This is a genomic window from Pseudomonas sp. Choline-02u-1, assembly GCF_002836515.1.
GTDB lineage: Bacteria > Pseudomonadota > Gammaproteobacteria > Pseudomonadales > Pseudomonadaceae > Aquipseudomonas.
In genome coordinates this window covers 289223-310856 of the sequence record NZ_PJBC01000060.1, presented here as the reverse complement: position 1 = coordinate 310856, position 21634 = coordinate 289223, and the positions used below count along the sequence as shown (strand labels likewise).

The window sequence follows — 21634 nt, the reverse complement described above, 5'->3', positions numbered from 1 at the left end:
GTTTTGTGTGTTGCCGGGGTTTTGCACCCGCCGCGAAAACCTGTGGGAGCGGGCTTGCTCACGAAGAGGCCGGTGGCTCCGCCTTCAAGCTTAAGGACCCACCCCCCGGCACGCTCAGACTCGCAACAACTGCCGGGTCATGGCCATGGAGGTTTCCAGCGACTGACCGGTGCGCTGCAATTTGTTCAGCAAACTGGCGCCGAGCCAGAGCTGATACAGCGTCTCCGCCAACTTGCGCGCATCGCCCTGGGGCAGGCTTTTGTCGATCTGCCCCTGTTCGATGCATTCGGTGATGCGCGCGACGATGCGTTCGGCGCCGTCGCGCAGGGTCAGGCGCATCGATTCGGACAGATCGGCGACTTCAGCGCTGAGTTTCACCACCAGGCATTCGTCGCCGTGGCCTTCCAGGGTGCAGCGGTTCTGCCAGCCCTGCCAGTAATCCATCAGCCGCTCGAAGGCGCTCAGCCCGGGCAGCGTCAGGCGCCGCTCCATGTCGGCGAGGTAGTCGACGAAGTAATCCTCGAGTAGCGCCTGGCCGTACAACTCCTTGGATTTGAAGTAGTGATAGAACGAGCCCTTAGGCACGCCGGCGGTCTGCAGGATCTCGTTGAGGCCGACGCTGGTGAAGCCTTTCTCGGCCATCATCCGGTGGCCGGTGTCGAGCAAGTGTTGGCGGGTGTCGTCAAAGGTCGGCTTCATGGTGCGCAAAATTCCAGACAATAGACCAGTCGTATACTTTTCAGGATCGGGAGTTTGCCATAACCGACGGGCAAAAACATTTTCTGAAAAAATTACTAGACGACTGGTCTAATTGGAAACTATGCTGCGCCCCGACACACAAATTCATGCGGCACCGACAACAAGCGAATCCCTCGCTCCTGCCGATGCCAGACCAACCCAAGGGTGCTCTATGAAAATCTTGATGGTTCTGACTTCCCACGATCAACTCGGCAACACCGGCAAGAAAACCGGTTTCTGGCTGGAAGAGTTCGCCGCGCCCTACTTTGCCTTCAAGGACGCTGGCGCCGACGTCACGCTGGTATCGCCTGCCGGCGGCCAGCCGCCGCTCGATCCGAAAAGCGATGAGCCAAGCGCGCAGACTGCCGAAACCGATCGCTTCCGCGCTGATCCGGCGGCTCAAAAAGCATTGGCCAGCACGGGTCGTTTGGCAGATGTGAAGGCCGAAGATTTCGACGCAGTGTTCTACCCAGGTGGCCACGGCCCGCTGTGGGATCTGGCCGAAGACAAGGCCTCGATCGCACTGATCGAAGCCTTCGACCGCGCCAACAAGCCGCACGGTTTTGTCTGCCACGCACCGGGCGTGTTGCGCCATGTGGTGCGCGCTGACGGCCAGCCAATCGTCAAGGGTCGTGACGTCACCGGTTTTACCAACGCCGAAGAAGCCGCGGTCGGCCTGACTGACGTGGTGCCGTTCCTCATCGAAGACGAATTCCAGCGTCTGGGCGGGCGCTATTCGAAAGTCGCCGACTGGCAGGTGCATGTAGTGGCAGATGGGCAACTGGTCACTGGCCAGAACCCGGCCAGTTCCGCCGCCGTTGCCGACAAATTGTTGAAGATGCTCGGCTGAACCCGTCGCTCCACCCCGATCAACGCCGCGTGCGTACAGCCCGGCGTTGTTTTTTTGTCCAGTCACTAGTCGACTGGTCTAATCAGACTCAAGGCTTACTTCATGAACAACGCTTTCTTCACGCCTGCCAAATTGGGCACACACACCCTGAAAAACCGTATCGTCCTGCCACCTCTCACCCGCCAGCGCAGCACGCAACCGGGCAATGTCGCCAACGAATTGATGGCCGAGTATTACCAGCAGCGCGCCGGTGCCGGTTTGCTGGTCACCGAAGGCACGCAGATCGAACCGCGTGGTCAGGGTTATGCGTGGACGCCGGGCATTCACACGCCGGAGCAGATCGCCGGTTGGCGCAAAGTCACCGAGGCGGTGCACGCCGTGGATGGGGTGATCTTCGCCCAGCTCTGGCATGTCGGTCGGGTCTCGCACACGGCGTTGCAGCCCAACGGAGACGCGCCGGTGTCGGCCTCTGCGGTGGCGACGGACCGCGTCAGCGTGTTCATCGAAACCGCGCCCGGTGTCGGTGAACTGGTGCCGCCATCGGCTCCGCGGGCGTTGAGCACCGATGAAGTGCAGGAACTGATTCAGCTGTACATCCAGGCCGCGCGCAACGCGATGGATGCGGGTTTCGACGGCATCGAACTGCATTGCGCCAACGGTTATCTGGTCAACCAGTTCATCTCCGCCCACAGCAACCTGCGCACCGACCAATACGGCGGCTCGCTGGATAATCGCTTGCGCTTTTTGCGCGAAGTGGTGGCCGGTGTTGCCGAATGCATCGGTAAGGACAAGGTCGGTGTGCGTTTCGCGCCGTTGTTCACTACCACCGATGAAGCGCGGACGTATCTGGGCCTGGTCGAGGAAGATCCGCACACAACTTACATTGCGGCGATCAAGATTCTTGAAGACGTCGGCATCGCCTACCTGTCGATCGCCGAAGCCGACTGGGACAACGCGCCAGCGATGCCGCAGACCTTTCGCCAGGCCGTACGTGAAACCTTCAGCGGCGCGATCATTTATGCCGGCCGCTACACCGCCAAAACCGGCGCGCAATTGCTTGAGTCGGGGCTGGCCGATCTCGTTGCGTTTGGCCGACCGTTCATGGCCAACCCGGACCTGCCGGCGCGGATTGCCAATGACTGGCCGTTGAATCAGTTGAATCCGGCGACGGTGTATGGCGGCGGTGCCGAGGGTTATATCGATTACCCGACGTACCCAGCCTGACAAACCAACACACCCTCCCTGAGGGAGCTGCTCGCGAAAGCGTTGGATCAGCCAACAAATGTGCAGGCTGAGCCAACGCCTTCGGGAGCAAGCCCCCTCCCACACTGGTTTTGTGCTGGGCCGGCGATCACGCGGTGTGCCCGTAATCCCTGTGGGAGCGGGCTTGCTCGCGAATGCGTTGGATCAGCCAACAAATGTGCAGGCTGAGCCAACGCCTTCGGGAGCAAGCCCCCTCCCACACTGGTTTTGTGCTGGGCCAGCGATTACGCGGTGTGCCCGTAATCCCTGTGGGAGCGGGCTTGCTCGCGAATGCGTCGGGTCAGTCAATGCAGGTGCAAGCTGACCCAACGCCGTTGGGGGCAAGCCCCTCCCACACTGGTTTTGTGCTGGGCCGGCGATCACGCGGTGTGCCCGTAATCCCTGTGGGAGCGGGCTTGCTCGCGAATGCGTCGGGTCAGTCAATGCAGGTGCAAGCTGAGCCAACGCCGTCGCGAGCAAGCCCCTCCCGGATGTGAACTCCATTACTGCCCCAAACCTGTACATGACTATATATTTGTATAACTATTGGAGGCCCCTAACGGATCTCCCAAATGAACGCTGCCCACCGTTTGCTCCTGATCCTCGGCGACCAGCTGTCTTTCGACCTGGCCTCCCTGCAGCACCTCGATCCCCAGCATGACCTGCTGCTGATGGTCGAGGTCATGGAGGAAGCGACCCACGTCGCCCATCATCCGCAAAAAATCGCCCTGATCTTCAGCGCCATGCGTCACTTTGTCGAGGCGTTGCGCAGCCAGGGCTACCGCGTCCAATACGTCACCCTTGACGACCCGGACAACAGCGGCACAGTCCCGGCGGAATTACAGCGCTGGCAAACCCTCACCGGCGCCGAAGAAATCCACGTCACCGAATGCGGCGACTGGCGCCTCGAACAGTCGATCAAGGATTCAGGTTTGCCTGTGCATTGGCATTCAGACCGCCGTTTCCTCTGCTCCCGCGAAGAGTTCTCCAATTGGGCCAGCGGCAAGAAACAGCTGCGCATGGAGTTTTTCTACCGCGAGATGCGGCGCAAGAGTCGGCTGCTGCTCAATGGCGACGGCACGCCGGTCGGCGGTGCGTGGAATTTCGATGCGGAGAATCGCAAGGCCCTGCCCAAACACGCCAAACCGCCCTACCCGGCACGTTTCACCAATGACGCAATCACCCAAGAGGTGCTGGCGTTGGTCGGCGAGCGCTTCGCCAGCCATTACGGCACGCTGGATGACTTCAACTACCCGGTGACCCACGCCGACGCACAGGCCCTGTGGCAATACTTTCTCGACTATGCGCTGGCCGGCTTCGGTGATTACCAGGACGCCATGGCCAGTGATGAACCGTTCCTGTTTCACGCGCGGATCAGCGCGGCGCTGAACATCGGCCTGCTCGATCTGCGCCAGCTATGCAGCGATGTCGAGGCCGCTTACTGGGCGGGCAGCATCGCCCTCAACGCGGCCGAAGGCTTCATTCGACAATTGATCGGCTGGCGTGAATACGTACGCGGTGTGTACTGGCTGAAGATGCCGGACTACGCCGAGGGCAATGTGTTCGGCAATTCGCGCGTGTTGCCGGAGTTCTACTGGACCGGTGACACGCAGATGAACTGCATGCGCCAGGCCATCGGCCAAAGCCTGCAACATGCCTACGCGCACCACATCCAGCGGCTGATGGTCACTGGCAACTTCGCCTTGCTCGCCGGGATTGCGCCCAAGCAAATCTGCGAGTGGTATCTGGCGATTTACATGGACGCCTTTGACTGGGTCGAATTACCCAACACCCTGGGCATGGTCATGCACGCCGACGGCGGTTATCTCGGCTCCAAGCCTTACTGCGCCAGCGGCCAGTACATCAATCGGATGTCGAATTACTGCGGCGATTGCGCGTACAAGGTCAAGGAAACCAGCACCGAGAACGCCTGCCCGTTCAATGCGCTGTACTGGCATTTCCTCATGCGTCACGGCGACGTACTGCGTGGCAATCAGCGCATGGGCATGATGTACAAAAATCTCGATCGCATGCCGCTGGCCAAACAGGATGCACTGTGGCACCGCGGGCAGATGCTCTTGGCGAAACTGGATAATGGCGAAGCTTTCTAGTGCGCCTCAGGCCTGTCCGGCCATAGCGTTGCGCCCCGCCGCTTTTGCGCGATACAGCGCCTGATCGGCGTCCTCGATCAACGCCGACAGCGAATCCAGCTGCGCGCCCATTGCCACTGCCATACCAATACTTACCGTGACCCGACCGAACGGGCTGCCCGGATGGACAATGTTCGCCTGTTGCAACCGCTTGAGCACCAGTTGCGCTACCACCGTCGCACCGGCGCTGTCGGTGGCGGGCATGATCACCGCCATTTCCTCGCCGCCGTAGCGTGCGACCAGATCAGACGGACGCCGCACGCAGCTTTCAAGAATCTTGCTGACCGCTTGCAGACAGACATCGCCGGCGACGTGACCCAAGGCATCGTTGAACAATTTGAAGTGGTCGATATCAATCATCAGCAGGGCCAGCGAGCTCCCGTCACGCTGCGCCCGCCGGGCTTCCACTGCCAGGGTTTCATCAAAGCAGCGGCGGTTGGCCAGACCGGTCAGCGCGTCCTTCATCGCCAGCAATTCCAGTTGGCGATTGGACGCGAGCAATTGCTGCTGTGCATCGCGCAACGCTTCCTCTGCCTCGGTGCGGCGGCGGATATCAAGGATCAGGAACCAGCCGATCAGCCCTGTCAGCCCCAGCAGCCCGACTACCACCACCGCCGACAACGCCGCTTCGATACGCCACGCCGCGAGCGCTTCGTCCTTGCCTAAAGCTACGGTGGTGATCAGCGGCAAGGTTTCGCTTTTGCGGAAGGCGTACAAGCGCTCGACGCCGTCGAGGCTGGAGGTGTACGAGGCGGTGCCGACCGAGCGGTCGATCAGGTATTTGGCGTAGATCGGCGACTTGGAGAAGTTGCGGCCCATGTCCTGCTCGCGGAACGGGTAACGCACCAGCAGCGTGCCGTCGGTGTACGACAGACCGATCGCGCCGTCCTGGCCAACGTCAAGCTTGCCGAATACGCGAAGAAAGTTTTCAACTCCCAGCGTCACTGACACCACCCCGGCGAACTGGCCATCGGCGTCGTTGAAACGCCGGCTGATGGTCACCACCCACTCGTGATTGGAACGGCTCTGGATCGGCGGCCCAATGAACGACTCGCGGCTCGGGTCTTCACGGTGGTGCCTGAAATAGGTGCGGTCGCTGCTGTTCGCACCGGCTGGAATGGGTCGGTTGGAGGACATCAGCCAATGCCCTTGCCGGTCATAAATGGTGATACCGCTGAGCTGCGGCATTAATGACTGCTGGCTGTCGATCAGGGCTTTGATGCGCTGAATCTGCGTCGGGCCATCGCCCTCGGCTTCCAGACGCTCGACCAGCCCGAGCAACAGCAGCGAGCTTTGCCGGACGATGCCTTCGGTGTAGGTGTTGAGCGCCTGGGTCAGGTTCAAACCATGCACGTCGACTTCCGCCAGCGCGCGTTCACGCGAAGACCAGACTTTCCAGATTGTCAGCGAAGTCAGGGAACAGCCGATCACCAGCAGCAGGAGCATTACAAGGCGAGTATCACGCTTCACGTCAGTACCTTAGGGAAGTCCGGTGTCCATTCCAGCCATCATTCGAACGTCGGCACTCACGGCGGCCATGTGTTCCGGGGCGCAAGCATACAAGCAGTCTCAAGCGGCCGCAGCAACAGTGTGTGCAGCGCTAAGCGGCGGGTGCGGCGGGTTTGAGAATTTCCACGAGGAAATCGATGAACACGTTGATCCGGCTCGAGCCGCGGTGATTGGGCAAGTACAGCGCGTTGATGCAACTGCTGGCGCTGCCGGGGTTGACCTCGTAGTGCTCGAGCAAGCGCGTCAGGCGCCCGGCGGCGACATCGTCGCGCACCAGCCAGTCGGCCAGCAGCGTCACCCCGCCGCCACCGATCGCGGCTTCGCGAAGGATGTCGGCGTTGTTGCTTTGCAGGCGCCCCTGAACGTTGAGCTGAATCGGCTCTTCGTCACCCTGGAAGGTCCAGTGGTGATGGCTGCCGCCGTAATCGAAACGCAGGCATTGGTGCTCAAGCAGGTCTCGTGGATGCTCCAGCACGCCGCTGCGCGCCAGATAATCCGGGCTGGCGACGATCCAGCGCTGAAAGTGGCCGACGCGTTTGCTGACGATGTCCTCGCTGACTACCGTCGAGCCGAGCCGCACTGAAACGTCGATCTGCTCGCTGAGCAAATCGCTGACCTGATCGCTCAACGACAGGCTGATCTCCAGCCCCGGATGGCGCTCGAGCAAGCGGCTCAGGTGCGGCGCGATCAGCCGCCGGCCAAACTCCACCGGCACGCTGATGCGCAAGCGACCCTGGGCATCACTGCCACGATCAGCGACCACCGCATCGGCTTCGTCGATGGCATCGAGAATCGCCACGGCTTTTTCGAAATAGGTTTGGCCTGCGACGGTGACACTGGTGTTGCGCGTGGTGCGATTGAGCAGGCTGGCGCCCAACTCGTTTTCCAGCCCGGCCACTTGCCGGGTCACCGAAGACGTCGAAATCCCGAGCTTGCGCGCCGCCGAGGAATAGCCCCCGCAGCGCACGGTTTCAACAAACATCTTCAAGGCCAGCAACTTGTCCATAAGCGGGGTCCGGTGGTGAGGGAACGCCGCTGATTGTGCATCAGCGTCCGCCACACGTCTTGTATCGTCGTGCTTGAGGGCGCCGGGTGCGGAAAACAATTCCATCTCGAAGTGCCTCACTTTGTGGGAGCGGGCTTGCTCGCGAAAGCGTGGGGTCAGTCAATGCATGTGCAAGCTGACCCAACGCCTTCGGGAGCAAGCCCCCTCCCACACTGGTTATGTAGGCGGTCGGCGATTGTGCGGTGTACCGGAAGTCCTGTGGGAGCGGGCTTGCTCGCGAAAGCGTTCCATCAGTCGAAACATGCGCTGCTGACCCACCGCTTTCGAGAGCAAGCCCCTCTCCCACATTGATTTTGTGGTGGGCCAGAAATTCAGCTCTGATCAGCCTTGCGACCGAGGAACAACGCCAGCGCCAGTGCCGGCAACACCGCCACGGCAACGGCCGAGAGGTTCCAGCCGAAGTGTTCGTAGAGCGGGCTGGCGACCAGTGAGCCGAGAGCGCCGCCGACGAAGATGCTGGTCATGTACACCGCATTCAGGCGGGCCCGGCTATGCGGGTCGAGGGCGTAGACTTCGCGTTGGCCGAGGACCATGTTCAGTTGCACGGCAAAATCCAGCAGCACCGCACACACCACCAGCCACACGTAACCACTGCCCGGCAGCGCGGCGATCAGCAGCGACAACGGCGCCAGCAGCAACGCAACCAAAGTACCGCGGCGACCGTGCCCGGCATCGGCCAGGCGCCCGGCAATCGGCGCGGCAATCGCACCCACCGCACCGACCAGCGCAAAGATCGCCACTTGCGCCTGGCTGAAGCCGTGATGACGCATCAGCTCAATCGGCGCGAGCGTCCAGAACAGGCTGAAACTGGCGAACAGCAAGCCTTGGTACAGCGACCGCTGACGCAACACCGCAAAGCGTCGGGCCAGGGCAAACACCGAACCGATCAACGCGACGTAAGTGGCCTTGTGCGTCGGCACGCGGCGCGGCAATGCCACAGCGGTAATCAACGCGATCACCGCCATCAGCGCCGCTGCGCTGTAAAACACCCCGCGCCAGCCGAACACTTCGACCAACAGACTCGACAGCGGCCGCGACAGCAGAATCCCCAAGAGCAGGCCGCTCATGATGTTGCCGACAACGCGGCCCCGGCTGGCTTCCGGCGCCAGATGCGCGGCCAGCGGCACGAGGATCTGCACCGCCACCGACGTCAGGCCGATCAGCAGTGACAAGAGCAGAAACAGCGACGGCGAATGAGTCAGCCCAGCGCACAGCAGCGTCACGCTCGCAGCGACGGTGAAACCGACCACCAGACGACGGTTCTCCATCAGGTCGGCCAGCGGCACCAGCAGCAACAAGCCCAGCGCGTAACCGAACTGCGTCAGCGACACGATCAGGCTCGCATTGGCGCTGGACAGGCCGATCTGCGGCGCGATCAGTTCGACGATGGGCTGCGCGTAATACAGGTTGGCCACGACCGCGCCGCAGCAGAACGCCAAAAACGCGACCATCAGGCCAGAGAGTGAAGCAGGCTGTTCGGCCGGGGCCGCAACGGCAGGATTGCCCGTAAGCATGGTGACACCTCGTTGAGTTCGGGAATGTGCTGCCAAGGCTACGGTCAGCCAGCGGCGACGAGAATCCGTGCTGCTGGCAACGCACTGATGCGCCGAGCGCAACGTTGCTTGTGACGCAACGCGCTGTTGCGCGGGCCGATGATTCTCCGCAGCAAGCGTCTTCTCTACGCTTTGGCTCCTGGCGCAGACGTCCGCATCGGCGCCCTTCCCCGGCTGCTACAAGGAGCGTTTCCATGACCCGCACTGCACTCGTCCTGCCACTGCCCGCCGCGATGTTCTGCCGACCATGAACAGCCATCTGCTCAAATCCAGAACCTTGTGGATCAGCGTCGCCGTGCTCGCGGTGATCGGCCTGATCATCGCCGTCGCGCTGATGTGGCGCCCGGCGATCGCGCCGATCAAACGCCCGACGTCATTCGATACTGCGCAGTTGCAACGCGGCGCACGGGTGGTCGAGGCCGGTGATTGCGCGGTCTGCCATACCCGTCCCGGCGGCGAATACCTGGCCGGTGGGCTGCCGCTGGTGACGCCGTTCGGCACGCTATACAGCACCAACATCACCCCGGATGCGCAGACCGGTATCGGCGAATGGTCATTACCGGCCTTCGAACGGGCGATGCGCGAGGGCGTAGCCCGCGATGGCCACTTTCTTTACCCGGCGTTTCCTTACGTGCACTACCGGCGCATGAGCGCAGAAGACATCGCCGATGCCTACGCGTATTTGATGAACGGCCCCGCCGTACACGCCCCCGCCAGGCGGAACCAGATGAATTTCCCGATGAACATCCGCCCGCTGGTGTCGTTCTGGAACCTGCTGTTTCTGCATGGCGAGCCGCTCACGCCGCTGGCAGAACACAGCGCCGCGTGGAATCGCGGACGCTATCTGGTCGACGGCCCGGGTCACTGCGCCGGCTGTCATTCGCCGCTGAACCTGATCGGCGCGGAAAAATCCTCGGAGTATCTGCAGGGCGGCAGCGTTGATGGCTGGGAAGCGCCGGCGCTGGTTGGCCTCGGACAACGCGCCAATCCGTGGAATCGCGAGCAATTGGTCGGCTATCTTCGCGCCGACGTGGTAGATGGCCACGGCACCCCCGCCGGGCCGATGCGCCCGGTCAGTCTGAGCCTGGCGCGTTTGCCGGCCAGCGAAGCCGAGTCAATTGCCGAATACCTGCTGAGCCTGCAAAACCTGCAGGCGGTGAGCGAAACCACCCCGCAAAAACAGCCCGGCAGTCCAGCGGATCACAGCACCGGCGCCCTGCTCTTCAGCAGCGCCTGCGCCGGATGTCACGCAGCCGCCGCGCCGATGCGCGAAATCGACGGCCGCCCAGGCCTGCACAGCACCTCGGTGCTGCAAGCGGCCAGCCCGCGCAATTTTCTCAAGACCGTGCTCGAAGGCGTGCCCGCCATTCCCGGCGCGCCCGGCCCGGTGATGCCGCCGTTTGCCGCCAGCCTCGACAACGCGCAGCTCGGCGCACTTGCGGCGTACCTGCGTGAGCAAGCCCGACCCGAGCAGCCCTGGGCCGATCTCTCTTCCACTATCGAAGCGTTACGTCAGGAGACGAAATGAGCCAGATCACTCTCACCGTCAATGGTGCCGCCCAGCCGCTGGAGCTGGAACCGGACATGCCACTGCTGTACGCGCTGCGCAATCACTTGAACCTCAACGGCGCTAAATACGGCTGCGGCCTGGGCCAGTGCGGCGCGTGCACGGTAATCGTCGACGACCAGCCGGTGTTCGCCTGCCTGACGCCGTGCGCCGGCCTTGAAGGCAAAAAGATCCGCACCGTGGAAAGCCTCGGCAGCGCGGAGAAACCCGGCCCGCTGCAAACGGCGTTCATCGACAAGCAGGCCGCGCAATGCGGTTATTGCATCGCCGGCATGCTGATGCGCGCACAGTCGTTGCTCGAACGTGATCCGCACCCGGACGAACAAACCATCCGCGAATACATGGCCGGCAATCTGTGCCGTTGCGGTACGCATTTGCGCATCATCGAAGCGATCAAACAGGTGGCCGGGCACAACGGGAGCCTGACATGAGCGAAGCAAACGGCTTGAACCCCAGCCGCCGGGCCTTCCTGCGCGGCGGTGCGTTGCTCATGGCCTTCACGCTGATGCCGGTAGCGCGGCGTGTGTTGGCCGACACCGAAGTCGACACCCTCGGTACTGTGGTGTTGGCGCCGGACCTGCCCGGTAGCCTGCGCACCAACCCTTTTCTGGACGCGTGGATTCGCATCGGCACCGACGGCATCACCGTGTACACCGGCAAGGTCGAGCTGGGCACCGGAGTGAAAACCGCGTTGCTGCAAATCGCCGCCGAGCGTTTACAGGTGCCGGCCAGCGCGATCAACTTGCTCACCGCCGACACAGCATTGACGCCCAACGAAGGCTACACCGCCGGCAGCCACAGCATTTTCGACAGCGGCACCGCCCTGTACAACGCGGCCGCGCAGGTACGCGAAATGCTCGTCGAGGCCGCCGCGCGCAATTGGCAAGTCGATGCTGCGCAACTGAGCACCCGCGATGGCGTGATCGAAGGCCCGGGCGGGCAGCGCATGGCTTACGCCGATGCAGTCAAACATGTCGACGTGCACCAATACGCGAAGGCGCAATCACCGGCGATGGCGGCGGCCGACTTCAAACTGATCGGGCACAACCTGCCGCGCCTCGACATTCCGGCCAAGGTCAGCGGCGGCGCGGCATTCGTGCAGGATATGCGCTTGCCGGGCATGCTGCATGCGCGGGTGATTCGCCCGCCGCGTCCCGGCTGCGCTTTACAGGCCTTCGATGCGGCGTCCATTGAAGCGTTGAACGGTGTGGTCAAGGTAATCCGCGACGGCAACTATCTCGCGGTGGTCGCGCGAGATGAATGGCAAGCGATCAAAGCCATGCGCACCGGCATTGAAAGTGCCAAGTGGAGCAGTGGCGAGGCGATTCCCGAAGCCGCCACCATCCACGATTTGCTCAAGCACCTGCCGTCCAAGCGCTATCCGATCAGCAACAACGGCAATCCTGGCGGCGCGGCTGAAACGCGCTTCAAGGCGCGGGTCACCAAGCAATATCTGATGCACGGTTCGATCGGCCCGTCCTGTGCGGTGGCTTGGTTCAACGATGGTGTGCTCACGGTGTGGACCCACACCCAGGGCGTCTATCCATTGCGCGCCGGCATCGCCGAAATGCTGCGTCTGCCGCCGGAGCGTGTGCGCTGCATTCATACCGAGGGGTCGGGCTGTTATGGCCACAACGGCGCCGATGATGCCGCCGCCGATGCCGCGCTGATCGCCATGCGCCTGCCGGGCACGCCGGTGCGCGTGCAATGGATGCGCGAGCAGGAAAATCTCTGGGAGCCGTATAGTTCGGCGATGGTCACCGAAGTCGATGCCGGCCTCAGTCAGGGCCGTTTGCAGGACTGGAATTACGAGCTGTGGACCACGCCGCACAACGAGCGCATCGTCAACGCCGGACGCCTGCTGCCCGCGCGCCTGTTAGCCAACCCCTTCGCCTCGGCGCCATCGGTGCCGATCGCCCAGCCCGAAGGTGATGGTGATCGCAACGCGGTGCCGCTGTACGAGGTGAGCGCGACGCGAATCACCATGAACTTCGTTACCACCATGCCCTTTCGCACCTCGGCCATGCGCTCGCTCGGTGCGCACATCAATATCTTCGCCATTGAGGCGGGTATTGATGAGTTGGCGATCAAGGCCGGGCTCAATCCGGTGGCGTTGCGGCTGGCTCATCTCAGCGATCCGCGTGCTCGTGCCGTGATCGAGCGCGTGCGTGACGAAATCGGCTGGCCACACAAGAGCAGTGAGCCAGGCGCGGGAATCGGTTTTGCCTTCGCCCGCTACAAAAACATCATGGGTTACTGCGCCCTCGCGGTGAAATTGCGAGTGCATCCGCAGACCGGCGAGATCCGTGTCGATCATGTGGTGACAGCGGTCGACGTCGGCCAGATCGTCAGCCCCGATGGTCTGCGAAATCAGGTCGAGGGCGGCATCGTCCAGTCGACGAGCTGGACGCTCTATGAAAAAGTTGCCTACGACGCTGGTGGTATTCGCAGCTACGACTGGAGCGGTTATCCGATTTTGCGGTTTACGCAATTGCCGAAAAAAGTCGATGTGCACTTGCTCGACCAACCGGGCGAACCCTTCCTCGGTGCCGCTGAAATCGTTCAGGGGCCAATGGCTGCCGCGCTCGGCAACGCGGTCAGCAATGCCACGGGCCGGCGCTGGCTGAACCTGCCGCTGACCCGTTCCAGCCAACCTGCCTGAACCCCGCCCGCGCTCATGCCCGATGAGCGCGGGCGCCGTTGCGTGCCGCGCAACACTGCGTAGCGCCGGCCACGGATTATCAGCCCCGCCACCCCCGGTTAAGTTACCTGCACGGCGCGCGGCACCTGGCGGCCGCGCTTGAACCCCACTTATCGACATCCGGAGCTACCCATGACCCGTCGCCTGTTCCAACCCATCGCCCTCGGCCCTTACACCCTTGCCCATCGCGTGGCGATGGCGCCCCTGACCCGCTCACGCGCCGGCCAACCGGGCGACGTACCGACTGCGATGAACGCCGAGTACTACCGCCAACGTGCCAGTGCCGCGCTGATCGTCACCGAGGCCACGCAAATTTCTCGGCAAGGCCAGGGCTATGCGTGGACGCCGGGGATCTACACCGATGCGCAAGTCCAGGCCTGGCGTGAAGTGAGCACGGCGGTGCACGAGGCCAAAGGTCTTGTGTTCATGCAGCTGTGGCATGTTGGCCGGGTTTCGCACCCCAGTTTCCAGCCTGACGCCGGTCTGCCGGTAGCCCCGAGCGCGCTGCCAGTGCCGGGCAAGACCTTTATCGTCGATGAACACGGCAACGGCGTGTGGGGTGATGTGCCGGTACCACGCGCCCTCGGAACCGCAGAAATTGCCGACATCGTTGAAGACTATCGCCGCGCCGCGCGCAACGCGTTGAACGCGGGCATGGACGGCGTGGAAATCCATGCCGGCAACGGTTATCTGCTCGACCAGTTTCTCAACAGCAACAGCAACCAGCGCGATGATGCTTATGGTGGCAGCGTGGAGAACCGTGCGCGCTTTCTGCTCGAAGTGGTTGCCGCCGTTGCCGAGGAAGTCGGCGCCGAACGCGTCGGCGTGCGCCTGACGCCGATGGGCCGTTTCATGGGCATGGGTGATGACACGCCCGAGGCGACCTTCGGTTATCTGGTCGAAGCGCTCAACCAGTGGAATCTGGCGTACCTGCACCTGGTCGAGCCGGCCATGGTCGGCACGGTCAAGGACGAGAATTTCGACCCGCGCTGGGACGCAATCATCGCCCAACTGCGGCAGGCCTGGAACGGCGTGTTGATCCTCGCTGGCGGTTACGACGCCGAGTCTGCCGAACAGGCGCTAAAGGCCAATCGCGCCGACATCATTGCCTTTGGCCGGCCATTCCTGGCCAACCCGGACCTGCCGCGTCGCTTGCATGATGGGCTTGAGCTGAACACGCCGGATCCGAGCAGTTTCTTCGGCGGCGATCAGCGCGGGTACGTCGATTACCCGTTCCATGCCTGAGTGTCTTCACGCAAGGCGCTGGCGTACGGCTTTGGCAACGCCGCCCGCCCAGCCCTCTTCCTCCGAGAGGGGGTCAGGCTGAGCGGCTTTTGCTTCAGCTGTGTTGCGGCTTATCTTCCGGCGCCTTGATGACTGGCAACGACGCCGTCATCGAGGCGTGACACACCGTCAGAATCTCATCGGCCAGTGCCGAGTCATCCGGGCAGGCCCGCGAGAGCATGATTGCCCCGACCGCACGGGCGAGCAAATCGATCATTCGGGTTCTGCCCTCACCTTCTGGTGCATCTGCTGCGCTCGGGTATTTCTCGCCAAGCGTCTGCAACATGCGCTCGATGCCCTCGGCGAACGCCGCCCTCAAATCCCCTGACTGCCGCGCCGCATCGCCACACAACGCCGCCATGGTGCAACCGGTAGACCGGCCGTCGCGATGGTCACGCGAGACGTACACGTCGATGAAATCCTGCACGCTCATTGCTTCAGCGCCGGCCAGCGACTGCGCCAGGCTGTTGGCCGATGCTTCGGCCATCAAGTCGGCCTTGGAGCCGAAGTGTTTGTAGAAACCACCGTGAGTAAAACCGGCGGCCGCCATCAGGTCAGCCACGCCAACCCCGTCGTAACCGCGTTCGCGGAACATCATGGAAGCCGTTTCGACAATGTGCTCGCGATTGGCCTGAGCCTGAGCCTTGGATACGCGCATGTTGGATACCTCCAGCGCTGAAAAATCATGCGCCGATGATACATAGATGTTGGGCATAATCAAAACCGTTGACAGCTTAGATTTCGGTCATCATCCTAAAAGCCCGAAAACAGTCTTCCCCTGAAAAGAGCCAACACCATGACTACTCGCCCTACTGTTCTGATCACCGGTGCCTCCACTGGCATCGGCGCGGTGTATGCCGCACGTTTTGCCCAACGTGGGCACGATCTGGTGCTGGTCGCCCGGGATCAGACGCGCTTGGACACCCTCGCCGCCGCTTTGCGCGCTGAACACAACGTCAACGTTGAGGTGCTGCAGGCTGACCTGACCCGCCTCGGCGATCTGCAGACCGTCGAAGCGCGTCTGCGTGACGACGCGCGCATCGGCATCCTCGTCAACAATGCCGGCGCCGCGCAGTCCGGCACGTTCATCGAACAGAGCACCGACAGCGTGGCGCAATTGGTCGCGCTCAACACCACGGCGCTGGTGCGGCTGGCCAGTGCCGTCGCCCCGCGTCTGGCAAAGGCTGGCGACGGCGCGATCATCAATATCGGCTCAGTGGTGGGCCTGGCGCCGGAGTTCGGCATGTCCGTTTATGGCGCGACCAAAGCGTTCGTGCTGTTCCTCTCCCAGGGCCTGAGCCTGGAATTGTCGCCACAGGGCGTGTACGTGCAAGCCGTGTTGCCCGCCGCCACCCGCACGGAGATCTGGGACCGTGCCGGAATCGACATCAACACCCTCACCGACATCATGGAAGTCGGCGACATGGTCGACGCCGCGCTGGTCGGTTTTGATCGTCGCGAAGTCGTGACCATTCCGCCGCTGCACGAAGGCGAACGCTGGGATGCCCTGCAAACCGCGCGGCAGGGCCTGTTGGGGCAGATCCGCCAGTCGGCAGTGGCGCAGCGTTATCTGACGCAATCCTGACCTCAACCGAACCCGCCGCAATTGCGGCGGGTTCCTTACAACGAGAGCATCTGCAATGAAGGCATTTTTCATCGAGCGCTACGGCAAGCAGAACGGCCGCATTGGCGACGTCCCAGAGCCGCTGGTCGGCGCCAGTGATGTGCTGATCCAAGTGCATGCCAGCAGCGTCAACCCGCTGGATCTGAAGATTCGCAGCGGTGAATTCAAGATAATCCTGCCCTATCAAATGCCGTTGATATTGGGCAACGATGTCGCTGGTGTGGTGCTCAGCACCGGTGCGGCGGTCAAGCGTTTCAAGCCGGGCGATAAGGTTTATGCGCGTGCACCTGAAATCAGGAGCGGCACGTTTGCCGAACGCATCGCCGTCGATGAGACAGCGGTCGCTTGGAAACCCGTCAATCTCGATATGACCGAGGCAGCGGGCATGCCGCTGGTGGCGTTGACGGCGTGGCAAGCACTGGTCGACGTCGCCAAGTTGAAGAAGGGCCAGAAAGTACTGATTCACGCCGGCTCCGGTGGCGTTGGCACGGCCGCCATTCAACTGGCCAAACACCTTGGCGCTTTCGTTGCGACCACCACCAGCACGGCAAATGTCGAGTGGGTCAAGGCGCTGGGCGCTGACGAAGTGATCGATTACAAGCAGCAGGATTTTGCCAACGACCTACGCGACTACGATGTGGTGCTCAACAGCCTCGACGGCGATGTGCTGAAACAATCGCTGAAGGTGCTGAAACCGGGTGGCCAGCTGATTTCCCTGTCCGGCCCGCCGACGGCGCAGTTCGCTCGGGAGCAGGGTCTGTCCTGGCTGCTTGGGCTGGCCATGCGTCTGCTCAGCAGCGGGATTCGCCGCAAAGCGGGCAAACACGGGGTGGGTTATTCGTTTGTCTTTATGCGTGCCAATGGCAACCAGTTGCAGAAAATCACCGCGCTGATCGAGGCGGGGGTGATCAAACCGGTGATCGACCGCACCTTCCCGTTCGATCAGATAGTTGATGCGCTGCACTACGTTGAACAAGGCCGGGCCAAGGGCAAGGTCGCCATCACGATGGATCCCCAAAGCCCCTCACCCTAGCCTTCTGCCACAGGAGGAACAAACTGACCGAGTTGTTTGGTCGGGTGAATCCGACTCTGCAATACCGAGGTGACCATAGGCAGCAAATCAGCTCGCTTTCCTCGGGGAGAAGGCTGAGGTGAGGTTTGAATTCACTGCGGTATCTGAGCATGCGCGCTGCAATTTCACGCCCAACACGCTCCTCCTGTTGAACCTTGGGGAGAAGCCTCTCGACTTGCGTTTTCCTCAACCTGCACCACGCTTGATTCACAGAAGTGCCGGGTTTCATGGCAAAACTGCGGTTAACTGAATGGTTAGTTACCGTTATAATCCCGCGCTTTATTCAAACGGGACTTTCAATGTGAACCACAGTCAACGCGTCTCAGGCGTTTCAACGTTCATTCTGGTCGGCCTTGGCGTGATCATCGCCCTGCTCGGTCTGGCGCTCGCCGTCGGCGGTGTGAAGCTAGTCAGTCTGGGCGGTTCCTGGTACTTCCTGATCGGCGGTCTGGCGATGACCGTTTCCGGCGTGCTGATCGCACTGAAGAAAACTGCAGGCGCCTGGCTGTTCGCCGCGTTTCTAGTGGCCACGGCGATCTGGGCCGTGGCTGACGCCGGGCTGGTGTTCTGGCCGGTGTTCTCGCGGCTGTTCATGTTCAGCGCCATCGGTATGGTCGTCGCTCTGGTCTACCCGCTGCTGGCGCGCGCCAATGGCCGCTTGGCGGGTCGTGGCGCGTACGCCGTTGCCGCGGTGCTGGCGGTCGGTGTGGCCGTTGCGGCCGGCAACATGTTCGTCGCCCATCCAACGGTTGCCGCCACTGGTACCGGTCCGGGCCTGACCCCGGTCGAACCGGCCAAGGCGCAAAAAGACTGGGCGCACTACGGCAACACCGAAGGTGGCAGCCGCTTCGCCGCGCTCGATCAGATCAACCGCAACAACGTCGACAAATTGAAAGTCGCGTGGACTTACCACACCGGTGACGTCGCCGAAAGCGATGGCAATGGCGCTGAAGACCAGCTCACCCCGCTGCAGGTCGGCAACAAGGTGTTCATCTGCACCCCGCACAACAACCTGATCGCACTGGACGCTGACACCGGCAAGGAAATCTGGAAGAACCAGATCAACGCCCAGTCGAAAGTCTGGCAGCGGTGTCGTGGCATGGCGTATTTCGATCGCACCGCTGCCATCGCGCAGCCAGCGAATTCGCCGATCATCGAATCCAAACCTGAGCCGGCCGCCAACTGCCAGCGTCGTCTGCTGACCAACACCATCGATGCCCGCCTGATCGCGGTCGATGCCGACACCGGCGAGTTCTGCCAGGGTTTCGGCAACAACGGCCAGGTCGATCTGAAAGCCGGTCTGGGTGACGTCCCGGACAGCTACTATCAGTTGTCGTCCGCGCCATTGATGGCCGGCACTACGGTTGTGGTCGGCGGTCGCGTTGCCGATAACGTGCAAAGCGACATGCCGGGCGGCGTGATCCGTGGTTTTGACGTGATCACCGGCGCCATGCGCTGGGCGTTCGACCCGGGCAACCCGCAGGACCGCAACGCGCCGGCCGACGGCAGCACCTACGTGCGCAGCACGCCGAACAGCTGGGCGCCGATGTCTTACGACGCGGCGACCAACACGGTGTTCCTGCCGATGGGCAGCTCGTCCACTGACATCTATGGTGTCGAGCGCAGCGAACTGGACCACAAGTACGGCGCCTCGATTCTTGCGCTGGACGCCAGCACCGGTGAAGAACGCTGGGTGTTCCAGACCGTGCACAACGATCTGTGGGACTTCGACCTGCCGATGCAGCCGAGCCTGATCGATTTCGACAAGGACGGCCAGAGTATTCCGGCGCTGGTCATCGGCACCAAGGCCGGGCAGATCTACGTGCTCGACCGCGCCACCGGCAAGCCGCTGACCGAGGTCAAGGAAGTACCGGTGAAAGCCGCGAACATCCCGAACGAGCCGTACTCGCCGACTCAGCCGAAATCCGTGGGCATGCCGCAGATCGGCGCGCAGCACCTGACTGAATCGGACATGTGGGGCGCCACGCCGTATGACCAGTTGCTCTGCCGCATCGACTTCAAGAGCATGCGCTACGACGGTCTGTACACCGCGCCGGGCACCGACAAATCGCTGAGCTTTCCCGGTTCGCTGGGTGGTATGAACTGGGGCAGCATCTCCACTGACCCGGTGCACGGTTTCATCTTCGTCAACGACATGCGCCTGGGTCTGTGGATCCAGATGATCCCGTCGCAGAACAAAGGCCAGGCCGCTGGCGGTGGCGAAGCGCTGAACACCGGCATGGGCGCAGTTCCGCTCAAAGGCACGCCGTACGCAGTGAACAAGAACCGCTTCCTCTCGGTGGCCGGCATTCCGTGCCAGGCGCCGCCGTTCGGCACCCTGACCGCGATCGACATGAAGACCCAGAAAGTCGCGTGGCAGGTTCCGGTCGGCACCGTTGAAGACACCGGCCCCCTGGGCATCCGCATGCACCTGCCGATCAAGATCGGCCTGCCAACCCTCGGCGGCACCCTGTCGACCCAGGGTGGCCTGATCTTCATTGCCGGCACTCAGGACTTCTACCTGCGCGCCTTCAACAGCGGCAACGGTGAAGAAGTCTGGAAAGCCCGTCTGCCGGTCGGCAGCCAGGGCGGCCCAATGACCTACGTTTCGCCGAAAACCGGCAAGCAGTACATCGTCGTCACCGCTGGCGGCGCACGCCAGTCGACCGATCGTGGCGATTACGTGATGGCTTACGCCCTGCCGTAACTCTCTGCCGCACAACCAACCTCCCCCCAGCGCGCGGTGCCCCAAAGCACCGCGTCGCCGTTTTATTGCGTTAAAGATTTCAGCAGGAAGGATTCACATGTCATCGGCTGTTCGCTTTTCTCGTACCAAGCTTTCCACTGGCCTGTTGCTGGGCCTGAGCTGCGCCACTGCCCTCCCCGCGCTGGCCGCCAGCGATTCCGATCTGCTGACCCGCAGCACCTTGACCGGTGACTGGGGCGGCCTGCGCCATCAACTCGATGAAGACGGCATCAAGTTCACCGGCGATTACAGCGGCGAAACCGCTTACAACGCCGACGGCGGCCTGCACCGCTCGGCGCGTTATTCGCAGAACATCAAGCTCGGCGTGCAGTTCGATCTGAGCAGACTTTATGGGGTCGACGATGCCGGAAAGATCCAACTGACCGTCAACGACCGACGCGGCAACAGCGCCTCGGAAGATCTGGTCGGCAACCGTTTGCCGATTCAGGAAAACTACGGCGGCCTGTACACGCGTCTGACCGAACTGAGTTACGAGCGCAGCCTGTTCACCCCGGCGCTGAACGTGAAGCTCGGCTACATGGCCATGGGCAACGACCTCGGCGGCCTCGACAGCGGCATTCTGTGCAACTTCATGAACGCCGGTTTCTGCGGTCACCCGCTGAACATGTCTGGTGGCAGCGGCTGGGCAAACTACCCGAACGCGCATTTGGGCGTGCGGGTCAAATATGACCTGTCCTCTTCCTGGCAACTGCGTGTGGCGGCGTTCAACGTCGACCCGCAAAGCAATGGCAATTCGAGTCGCGCCTGGCATTTGGGGCCGAAACACACCACCGGTACCGTTGTGCCGATCGAGTTGGTGTACAAACACGCCGGCGATCTGCCGGGCGAGTACAAGGTCGGCTATTACTACGACAGCTCAGACGTGAAACGCATTGGCAGCGACGACGAGGTGTCCGGGCGTGGCGGGCATTATTTGCTGATCGATCAGGCGGTGTGGCGCTCGCCGACCTCCGAAGGCCGCAGTCTGCATGCGTTCGGCCAGTATTCGGCGGCCAGTAAAGCCGCCTCGCCGTTCAGCAAGTGGTACGGCACCGGCGTGGTTTTGTACAAACCGTTCGAAGGCCGCCCGCATGACACCGTAGCCCTAGGCTATGGCCGCGCCGTGCCGAACCCGCGCAGCCGTGATGTGCAACAGGACGACGCAATGGCCAAAGGTGCTGCGTTCCCGAATCTCGACAGCGCCGAGCAACTGATTGAATTGGGCTACGGCTACCAGGCCAGCCCATGGCTGACCCTGCGCCCGAACCTGCAATACATCATTGAACCCGGGGCGTTTTCCGGGCAGCACATCGACAATGCGCTGGTGGTGGGCTTGCAGGTGAAAGCTGCGCTGTAAACCTTATGTTGGATGCGCCGCCGCCTTCGTGAGCAAGCCCCCTCCCACACTGCTTGGCGGCGTACGCAATACCCAGGCAACTTACAAAACCCCTGTGGGAGCGGGCTTGCTCGCGAAAGCGCCAGATCAGGCACTGCAATGCTGAATGCGCCACCGCCTTGGTGTACAACCCCAC

General features: G+C 62.3%; 16 protein-coding genes. 11 read left to right on the top strand and 5 right to left on the bottom strand.

Annotated elements, in window-relative coordinates:
- Window positions 1–114 precede the first annotated feature (114 nt).
- Window positions 115–699, bottom strand: a complete 585-nt coding sequence (locus CXF97_RS17675) for a TetR/AcrR family transcriptional regulator (RefSeq protein WP_101159603.1) — start codon at window positions 697–699, stop codon at window positions 115–117.
- 211 nt (window positions 700–910) lie between these two features.
- Between CXF97_RS17675 and CXF97_RS17670 the strand changes: the two genes are divergently transcribed.
- The 3 genes from CXF97_RS17670 to CXF97_RS17655 all read left to right on the top strand — a co-directional run bounded on the left by CXF97_RS17670 (window position 911) and on the right by CXF97_RS17655 (window position 4941).
- The gene (locus CXF97_RS17670; RefSeq protein ID WP_101159602.1) at window positions 911–1588 is read left to right on the top strand and encodes a type 1 glutamine amidotransferase domain-containing protein; all 678 of its coding nucleotides are present in this window, start codon (window positions 911–913) and stop codon (window positions 1586–1588) included.
- A 102-nt stretch (window positions 1589–1690) separates the two neighbouring features.
- Entirely contained in the window at window positions 1691–2812 is a 1122-nt protein-coding gene (locus tag CXF97_RS17665) for an alkene reductase (protein WP_101159601.1), read from the top strand.
- 590 nt (window positions 2813–3402) lie between these two features.
- The gene (locus CXF97_RS17655) at window positions 3403–4941 is read left to right on the top strand and encodes a cryptochrome/photolyase family protein (protein ID WP_101159599.1); all 1539 of its coding nucleotides are present in this window, start codon (window positions 3403–3405) and stop codon (window positions 4939–4941) included.
- Between the two features lie 6 nt (window positions 4942–4947).
- Here CXF97_RS17655 and CXF97_RS17650 read toward each other — a convergent pair whose 3' ends face one another.
- The 3 genes from CXF97_RS17650 to CXF97_RS17635 all read right to left on the bottom strand — a co-directional run bounded on the left by CXF97_RS17650 (window position 4948) and on the right by CXF97_RS17635 (window position 9069).
- Entirely contained in the window at window positions 4948–6450 is a 1503-nt protein-coding gene (locus CXF97_RS17650; RefSeq protein ID WP_101159598.1) for a sensor domain-containing diguanylate cyclase, read from the bottom strand.
- 130 nt (window positions 6451–6580) lie between these two features.
- Complete coding sequence (locus tag CXF97_RS17645) at window positions 6581–7495, bottom strand: LysR family transcriptional regulator (protein ID WP_101159597.1); 915 nt, start codon at window positions 7493–7495, stop codon at window positions 6581–6583.
- Window positions 7496–7866: 371 nt separating this feature from the next.
- On the bottom strand, window positions 7867–9069 hold the full coding sequence (locus CXF97_RS17635; RefSeq protein WP_101159595.1) for an MFS transporter: 1203 nt from the start codon (window positions 9067–9069) through the stop codon (window positions 7867–7869).
- Window positions 9070–9355: 286 nt separating this feature from the next.
- Here CXF97_RS17635 and CXF97_RS17630 point away from each other — a divergent pair, with 286 nt between their 5' ends.
- From CXF97_RS17630 to CXF97_RS17615, 4 genes are all read left to right on the top strand, one after another.
- Window positions 9356–10636: a cytochrome c gene (locus CXF97_RS17630; RefSeq protein ID WP_101159594.1), complete on the top strand. Its 1281-nt coding sequence runs from the start codon at window positions 9356–9358 to the stop codon at window positions 10634–10636.
- Entirely contained in the window at window positions 10633–11106 is a 474-nt protein-coding gene (locus CXF97_RS17625) for a (2Fe-2S)-binding protein (RefSeq protein ID WP_101159593.1), read from the top strand. The genes CXF97_RS17630 and CXF97_RS17625 overlap by 4 nt, the downstream gene beginning before the upstream one ends.
- The gene (locus CXF97_RS17620; RefSeq protein ID WP_101159592.1) at window positions 11103–13337 is read left to right on the top strand and encodes a molybdopterin cofactor-binding domain-containing protein; all 2235 of its coding nucleotides are present in this window, start codon (window positions 11103–11105) and stop codon (window positions 13335–13337) included. The genes CXF97_RS17625 and CXF97_RS17620 overlap by 4 nt, the downstream gene beginning before the upstream one ends.
- 171 nt (window positions 13338–13508) lie before the next feature.
- Entirely contained in the window at window positions 13509–14621 is a 1113-nt protein-coding gene (locus CXF97_RS17615) for an alkene reductase (RefSeq protein WP_101159591.1), read from the top strand.
- Window positions 14622–14715: 94 nt separating this feature from the next.
- On the opposite strand, the gene CXF97_RS17610 is transcribed toward CXF97_RS17615, so the two are convergent.
- The gene (locus CXF97_RS17610) at window positions 14716–15318 is read right to left on the bottom strand and encodes a TetR/AcrR family transcriptional regulator (protein ID WP_101159590.1); all 603 of its coding nucleotides are present in this window, start codon (window positions 15316–15318) and stop codon (window positions 14716–14718) included.
- 138 nt (window positions 15319–15456) lie between these two features.
- Between CXF97_RS17610 and CXF97_RS17605 the strand changes: the two genes are divergently transcribed.
- The 4 genes from CXF97_RS17605 (at window position 15457) to CXF97_RS17590 (ending at window position 21459) form a co-directional block, all read left to right on the top strand.
- Window positions 15457–16245 (top strand): SDR family oxidoreductase, encoded by a 789-nt coding sequence (locus CXF97_RS17605; RefSeq protein ID WP_101159589.1) that lies wholly within the window; start codon window positions 15457–15459, stop codon window positions 16243–16245.
- 55 nt (window positions 16246–16300) lie between these two features.
- Window positions 16301–17317, top strand: coding sequence for an NADP-dependent oxidoreductase (locus tag CXF97_RS17600; protein WP_101159588.1), 1017 nt, complete (start codon window positions 16301–16303; stop codon window positions 17315–17317).
- A 340-nt stretch (window positions 17318–17657) separates the two neighbouring features.
- Entirely contained in the window at window positions 17658–20063 is a 2406-nt protein-coding gene (locus CXF97_RS17595; RefSeq protein WP_101159587.1) for a glucose/quinate/shikimate family membrane-bound PQQ-dependent dehydrogenase, read from the top strand.
- 97 nt (window positions 20064–20160) lie between these two features.
- Window positions 20161–21459, top strand: coding sequence for a carbohydrate porin (locus CXF97_RS17590; protein WP_101159586.1), 1299 nt, complete (start codon window positions 20161–20163; stop codon window positions 21457–21459).
- Window positions 21460–21634 lie beyond the last annotated feature (175 nt).